This window comes from Iodidimonas nitroreducens (assembly GCA_000710935.1).
Taxonomy (GTDB): domain Bacteria; phylum Pseudomonadota; class Alphaproteobacteria; order Sphingomonadales; family Rhodothalassiaceae; genus Iodidimonas; species Iodidimonas nitroreducens.
The window spans coordinates 46,858-54,183 of sequence record BAYV01000027.1 but is presented as its reverse complement, the minus strand read 5'-3'; the positions used below and the strand labels follow the sequence as shown (position 1 = coordinate 54,183).

The following is a 7,326-nucleotide window of genomic DNA, read 5'->3' as shown; positions in this document are numbered from 1 at the left end:
GTAGGGCGGCTTTGGTGGCGGGGGGATTTTCTCGTCATTTCTATCTGGTGTGGTGGGATTGCCGGGCCGCGCCCATGGGGGTCCGGTGACCCCCAATCAGCCCTATATGGTGGGTGAACAGGGGCCGGAATTGTTTGTGCCGCGCACGGCCGGGGATATTCGTCCCAATCGCCCGGCTTCGGGGCCGGCGGCGGCGGGTGGCAGTGGGCGGCCCATTTCCATTGTTATCAATATGACGGGTGGCGGCGATGGGGCGGATGCCCGCCAGCAAAGCGCCACGCAGATTGCCTTGTCGGTGCGTCGGGCGCTGGCACAGGCCCAAAGGTTTGATTGAGCCATGCTGTGGCTGGCCTCACAGGCGGATCGCTTTGACGAGCGATCCGTCACCCGGTTCGATCCGCGTTTCTGGACCGTCAATTTCCCCCGTCCGATGATGGCGGCGGTGACCAATCCCGGTGGAGAGGCGCTCAGGGCCTCTTTGGTTTTTTATCGCCGCAATGATCTGGCGGGCCTCATCTGGGATAGCGAGGATCATTTCGATCATCCTTTGCTGGGTTATGAAACGAACCGCGATTATCGGGGCCTTGTGCTGCGTTTTCGCTGGCAAAGCACGGGCTTGCGCACATTATCCGAAAGCTTTGGCCCGACCCTTACCATCGAGGGGCGGGATGCCGCAGGCGTACCGCGCACCTGGTTTGTCAGGCTGTGGAACTATGCTGTGGGCACCGCGACAAATGCGATCATCACCCTTGATTTCGATGATCTGGACGGGGGCTTTTTCCTACCTGCCGAGGCCGATCCGGTTTATGCCGGCGATCTGGATCGGATGTTCATTTCGATGGTCGCACCCGGCTATGATCCTGATGATGAAGCCCCGCTCACGGGCGGTGCTGTTGAAGGATCGGTGCTGATCAGCGATCTATCGGTGCGTGGCGGGCGGGCCGATCTGGCCCTTGGTGATGACGCCATGAAGCCCCATAGCGTGCGCATCGCCAATGGCTATGATGATAGCTTTAATATCACCCCCGCCCGATTGCTGCGCAATATCGTGCAGATGGGCTATCGCGACTGGTTTACCCATTATGTGGGGATGAGCCATTATTATACGCTGGGCTGGCGGGCTGATGAGGAACGCTGGGTCGTCGATCCTGATGCTCCGGCGCTCAATCTCGCCACCCGGGCCTGGCATCAGGATCTGTTTGCCCGTTTGGTACAGATGAAGATGACTTTGGCTTTGTCTTTGTCGTTTGAGATTTTTGCCGCGAATGCCCCGGATGAATGGGCGCAGCGCGATTATGACGGCAATCGTGCCCTGACCGGCTGGGAGCCGCCTTCAACCCTGATCGCCCCCACGAATGGGGATGCGCTTTTTTATCTTGAACGGGTTTATTCGGCCTTTGGTGATCTGATGATGGCGGCGGGCCTGCCTCCGGTTTTTCAGATTGGCGAGCCCTGGTGGTGGGTATCGCTGGGCGGCGGACGGGTGCCGCATTTTTATGATGAGGCCACACGCGCGCTTTATTTACTCGAAACCGGGCTGGAGATGCCTGTGGCGCATCAAAGTGCTTTGGAAAGCCCCGATGGTGATCAGCAGCTCTTTCTCGATTGGCTGGGGGAAAAGCTGGGGGCCGCCACCCACCGGCTGCGTGATCATGTGAAAAATCGCTATTCCGGGGCGCAGGTGACCTTGTTGTTTTTCACGCCACAAGTGCTTGATGCGCAAGCACCGATGCTGAAAACAGCCAATTTCCCGGCCTCCCATTGGGCTTATCCGGCTTATGATTTCGTGCAGATCGAAGATTATGATCATGTCATCGATGGGGATTGGTATGCCCATGAAAAGGGCATTGAAACGGTGGTGGCCGAATTGGGTTATCCGCTTAATAAAACGCAGTTTTTCAGTGGTTTCGTTCTGCTTCCCGAAGATCTGCATATCTGGCCCAATATCGAATGGGCCTTGATCGATGCCGAAAAGCGCGGATTTTCCGAACGGGTGATCTGGGCCTATACCCAGATCATGCGCGATGGGGTTGTGGTTTTTGATCAGGATATGGAGGAGCCGGATATGACCGGATTTCATGATGTGCGCCTGCCCGAAGCGGTGAGCTTTGGATCGACCGGCGGGCCGGGATTTTCCACCCGGGTGGTCTCAACGGCTTCGGGGCATGAACGGCGCAACCGGGAATGGGATCAGGCCCGTGCTGTTTATGATCTATCGAGCGGTTTGCGCTCGGCTCACGATCTTTCGGTTCTGATGGCGTTTTTCCGGGCGCGGGCGGGGCGGGCCTATGGCTTTCGCTTTCGCGATTGGGCGGATCATAGCTCGGCGGTGGATATGGGGACGCCATCCCCCCTTGATCAGCAGATCGGCACCGGTGATGGGGTGACGCGCGATTTTCAATTGATCAAGCGCTATGGAGCGGGGGAAACAGCGCATTTGCGGCGGATCACCCGTCCGGAAAAAGAAACCGTGCGCCTTGCCATCGATGGGGTTGAACGCCTTGAGGGCTGGACCTGCGATGCCGCTATGGGGCTGGTGCGCTTTGATAGCCCGCCGCTGGCGGGCGCGGTGATCACGGCGGGATATCTGTTTGATGTGCCGGTGCGCTTTGCCGAGGACCGGCTCGCTTTATCCCTCGATGCTTTTGATGCCGGGCAGATCCCGGCCATCCGCCTTCTGGAAATCAGGGAGTAGGCCATGCGCGCGATTACCCAGGCTTTTGGCCGGCATCTGGCAGAAGATGTGACCAGCCTAGCCCTGTGCTGGCGGCTGCAAAGACGCGATGGGGTTATGCTGGCTTTGACATCCCATGATCGCGATTTGCGGGTCGATGGCCTGATTTATCGCGCCGATGGCGGGCTTTCGGCCAGTGCGGCGCGGGAAACTGCGGATCTGGCCATCGATAATCTGGAAATCGATGGGGTGCTGATGAGCCGAAGCCTTTTGGCCGAAGATCTTTCCAGCGGACGGTTTGATGATGCCCGGATTTGGGTGTTTCTGGTCAATTGGATGGACCCGGATGCGGGCAGCCTGTTGATCAAACAGGGGTCATTGGGGCGGATCACCCGGATCGATGATCGTTTTCAGGCCGAAATGCGGGGGATGACCCATGGCCTTTCAGCGGTGATGACGGAAAGCTATTCGCCGGGTTGTCGCGCCGAATTGGGGGATCGCCGGTGCAAGAAATCCCTCAATGCCTTCACCGAAACCGCCGGGCTGACGGCGATCATCAATGAAACCACCTTTCGCGGCTCCTTTGGCCCGAAACCTGCGCGCTGGTATGATTTCGGGAAAATCCGCTGGCATACGGGAAAAAATGGCGGCCTGATCAGCGAGGTGCGCAGCCATCAAGGCGATCAGATCAATCTTTTACAGGCACCGCCACAGCCCATGGCGGTGGGGGATATTTTTACCATCATCGCCGGGTGCGATAAAACATTGGCGATCTGCCGCGATAAATTTGACAATATCATCAATTTTCGCGGCGATCCCTTTGTTCCCGGTACGGATGCCCTGCTTGATTATCCGGGTCTGCTTTAGGGGCAAACCCGGATCGCTATCAGGTGTCTTTGCCTGATTTGGCCGCTGGTTTTTTACTGGCCGCACTTTTTGTGGGCTTTTTGGCATCGCTGGTTTTCGCTGCTGCCTTGGCTGGTGCCTTGGCACCCGATTTAGCAGGGGCTTTGGCGGGGGCTCTGGTCTCAGCTTTTGCGGGAGCCTTGGTTTCCGGCTTGGCTTCAACCGGGGTCTCAGCCTTTTTGGCTTCTGTGGCCGGGGCTTGGCTGGCGGGTTCATCGGCCAGCGGCGCCTCTGTTTTCAGGGGGCTGATGCTATCAGTATCGTCTGCGCTATCATTGGCGGGTTCTTCGGCGCGACCTTCGCCGGCTCCGCCAAGGCCCATCTGCGGCCCACTGGCGGATGGAGCCGGGCTTGTAGCAGGGCCGTTTGCGCTGTCCTGACCATTGGGATTTTGGGCATTTTGCGCGGTCTGGCTTTGCTCCATGATTTGTTTCATGAGCACTTCCGCGCGGCGACCGATTTCTTCAATGGCTTTGGCAAGATTGCCCAGATTATAGCCCACGCCCCGAAAAACCAGAATCTGGCTGGTGGTATCATAAAGCCGATACACGCTCGATTCTTTCAAACCGGGCAGATTGATGGTTTTGGGATCGCCCACGAAATCGAACAGAACGCGCTCGCCCTTCGTGGTTTTGACCCAATCATCGAGTTTTTCATCGGCATGTTCCCACAGCTCGACAAAGCGGCGGTCGCCTAAAGCATGGCTTTCAGGGAGCTGCAGCTTTTCGCGCAGCACTTCGCCCCGGCGACGGGCACGGGCGCGCGATGGCCATAAAATAGCCCCGACCTGAGCCGCTGCAGAGAGTGCCGATTGCCCGGCAAACAGAACGCCTGTCTGGTTTTTCTGCTCAAGGCACTGGTTGAAAATATTCAGCGCCGAATGGGTGTAGAGGCACTGATTGCGAAGTTCGTGCAGATAGATAATGAAAGAGTTGACGTCCATGATTCCTCACTATGGTGATGAGGCGATGATCGGTTGCGGACCGGATATTGCCTGTTCAGAGAAAAGCGATAGCACAGGCAGTGCGCAAAATAGAAGAGCGGTTTCACAATCTGATATTTTAGTGACGGCCAGATCGGCTTTGGGAACCCCCTTTCGCCATCAGGGGCGGACGCCTCAACACGGCTTCGATTGTGTGGGGCTGATCTTGTGGGTGGCCTGGGAGCTTGATCTCAGCCGCTATGACCAAAGCGGATATCCGCGCAGTTTTCGCGATGATCGCCTTTTGAAAGGGGCGGTGGCGGCCGGCTTTACCCCTGTCGATTGGCCCGAAACCGGGGATATGATCTGTTTATCCCTGGAAGGCGGCGGGGTGAGCCATGCCGGTATTACGACCGGCAAGGGCATCATCCATGCCTGCGAGCGCGTGGGCAAAGTGATCGAACATCGCATGGATGCCGCTTGGCGGCGCTCCATTCACTGCGGCTTTCGTTTTCCGGGGATAGAATAATGGCCAGTTTGCTTTTGCGCACGGTTGGGACGGCTCTTGGTGGATCCATCGGGGGGCTTTTGGGGGCCGCTGTGGGCGGGATCATCGATCGCTCGATTTTTTTTGGCAATGGTGGGGAGCGGGAAGGGCCGCGTCTTGATGATCTGAGCGTTCAAAGCTCGGCCCTTGGATCGCCCATTCCATTGGTTTTTGGCACGGCGCGGGTGGCGGGCAATGTTCTTTGGTCGAGCGGCCTGATTGAAAAGCGCACGCAATCAAAGCAATCTTCGGGCGGTAAGGGGGCAAAATCCGCCACCACGGTGGAATTCAGCTATTCCGTCTCTATGGCGGTGGGGCTGAGCGCCCGCCCGATCCTTGATATCGGCCGGATCTGGGCGGATGGAAAATTATTGCGCGATCAGGCGGGGGCGTGGCTTTCGCCTGCGCGCCTGCGGGTTTATCGCGGGCTGGAAACGCAAGAACCCGATCCCCTGATCGAAGCCCATGAAGGTGTGGCCAATGCCCCGGCCTTTCGCGGGCTGGCCTATGCCGTTTTAGAAGGTCTGGAACTGGCTGAATTTGCCAATCGCGCCCCTAATCTGAGCTTTGAGGTGATGGCGGATGAGGGGCTGACATCTGGCCGATTATTGCAACAGATCGGCGCTGAGGCAGGCATGAGGGATATTGCCCTTCTCGATATGGATCAGCCGATCACCGGGCTGGCCGTGGCCCGGGATATTGCGGCACGGGCGGCGATGGAGGGTGTTTTGGCCCTGTTTCCGGCCAGTGCTTCTGAAGGTTCCGGGGCTTTGGGGTTTCGCGGGCTTTTGAGCGGCGATGAACGGACCGTGCCGCTCAAAGATCTGGGCACGGCAGCAACCGATGGTTCTGGGGATCGGTTTTCGGTGCGGATCGAGCGGGAGCAGGGTGCGGATTTATGGCAGGAAATGGCCGTGCGTTATGGTGATCCTCAGCGTGATTTCCAGCCCTCGGTTCAGCGCGCCCGCCGCCAGCAAAGCCATACGGAGCGCCGCTTTACTGTTGATAGCCCGCTTTTTGTGACGGCGGATCGGGCCAAAAAGCAGGCCGAACTTTTGCTGGCCTTATCCTGGATGAAACAGGAAAATCACCAGCTTTTATTACCATCCGATTATGCCACTTTAGAGGTGGGGGACCGGATCGTTTATCCGGTCGATGGCCGCATGTTCCGCCTTTTGATCACCGAGATGACGATTGCTGCCGATCATGTGGAGGTGACCGCCCATCCCATTGGGCCCTTGCCGGATCTGGTTCTGGCCGGTGCGGCGAGCGGGACCTTTACCCCGCCGGTGGTTTTGCCGGTGGGCATCAGCCTTGTGCATTTGCTGGATCTGCCAGGCCTGGGTTTTGGCTCGGGTGTTGTTGCGGGTACGCCCCGATTGCTGGCGGCAATGGCTGGGCCCTCGCCGGGTTGGCGGGGGGGATCGGTTTATCTGTCGCGCGATCAGGGCGAAAATTACGATCTCATCACCAGCAGCCGGGCCAGCGCCATCATCGGGGAAACGGTGACGACCCTGCCTGCGGGGACTGCGGTTTATTGGGATGAACATCATGAGCTGTTCATAAGGCTGGTGCGCCCCGACATGGCTTTGGAAAGCCGTTCGGCTTTGGCAGTGCTTAATGGTGCCAATGTGGCGGTGGTAGGCGATGAGATCATTCAGTTCCGCAATGCCCATTTGGAGCCGGATGGTCGCTATAGGTTAAGGGGCTTGTTACGGGGTCGTAATGGAACGGAATGGGCGATGCACGGGCATCAGGCGGGGGAAAGATTCATTTTGCTTGATGGCGGCGCGCTTATAGAGATCGATGCGCCCGTGGCCCTCTTCGGGCAATCAACCCTGATAAAGGCGGTTTCGGTCAATGCGGCCCTTGATGACACGGATGCCAGTGTTTTCAGCTATGGTGGGCGCGCCCTGATGCCCTTGGCGCCCGTGCATGTGCGGGCCCAGCGGCTGCCTGATCTTGATCTTGCCATCCAATGGCTGAGGCGCACGCGGGTGGGGGGCGATTGGCTTGATGGCCGCGATGTGCCTTTGGGTGAAGAGGCTGAGGGCTATGAGCTTGATATCCTCTCGAACGGGACACGCCTGCGGACCCTGAGCACATCAACCCCATCGCTGATCTATAGCCTTGATCAGCAAATGGCGGATTTCGGCAGCCCCCAAAGCCGGATCGAGATTGCCCTGTATCAGATGAGCGCCAGTGTCGGGCGCGGCTTTGCCGCATCCGGCTTTGTGGACATGGCATAGCCAATTTCGCGATCAAATCGTCAGCTTC

6 protein-coding genes are annotated in these 7,326 nt (G+C 58.2%); 5 read left to right on the top strand and 1 reads right to left on the bottom strand.

Annotated features, from left to right (window positions below):
• The first annotated feature begins 85 nt into the window (after positions 1 to 85).
• Genes AQ1_RS10610 through AQ1_RS10600 form a run of 3 tightly spaced genes read left to right on the top strand, consistent with a single transcriptional unit; the run spans position 86 to position 3,541 of the window.
• Entirely contained in the window at positions 86 to 334 is a 249-nt protein-coding gene (locus tag AQ1_RS10610; protein WP_152550424.1) for a hypothetical protein, read from the top strand.
• Positions 335 to 337: 3 nt separating this feature from the next.
• Positions 338 to 2,695, top strand: a complete 2,358-nt coding sequence (locus AQ1_RS10605) for a DUF2460 domain-containing protein (RefSeq protein WP_042087034.1) — start codon at positions 338 to 340, stop codon at positions 2,693 to 2,695.
• 3 nt (positions 2,696 to 2,698) lie between these two features.
• Entirely contained in the window at positions 2,699 to 3,541 is an 843-nt protein-coding gene (locus AQ1_RS10600) for a DUF2163 domain-containing protein (RefSeq protein WP_042087033.1), read from the top strand.
• Between the two features lie 19 nt (positions 3,542 to 3,560).
• Here the strand turns inward: AQ1_RS10600 and AQ1_RS10595 are convergent, their stop codons facing one another.
• On the bottom strand, positions 3,561 to 4,523 hold the full coding sequence (locus tag AQ1_RS10595; RefSeq protein ID WP_042087031.1) for a hypothetical protein: 963 nt from the start codon (positions 4,521 to 4,523) through the stop codon (positions 3,561 to 3,563).
• On the opposite strand from AQ1_RS10595, the gene AQ1_RS14640 reads away from it, so the two are divergent.
• Both AQ1_RS14640 and AQ1_RS10585 read left to right on the top strand, forming a co-directional pair.
• Positions 4,522 to 5,031, top strand: a complete 510-nt coding sequence (locus AQ1_RS14640) for a C40 family peptidase (protein ID WP_052371214.1) — start codon at positions 4,522 to 4,524, stop codon at positions 5,029 to 5,031. The genes AQ1_RS10595 and AQ1_RS14640 overlap by 2 nt on opposite strands.
• Complete coding sequence (locus AQ1_RS10585; RefSeq protein WP_042087030.1) at positions 5,031 to 7,298, top strand: phage tail protein; 2,268 nt, start codon at positions 5,031 to 5,033, stop codon at positions 7,296 to 7,298. Before AQ1_RS14640 ends, AQ1_RS10585 begins: the two co-directional genes overlap by 1 nt.
• Positions 7,299 to 7,326 lie beyond the last annotated feature (28 nt).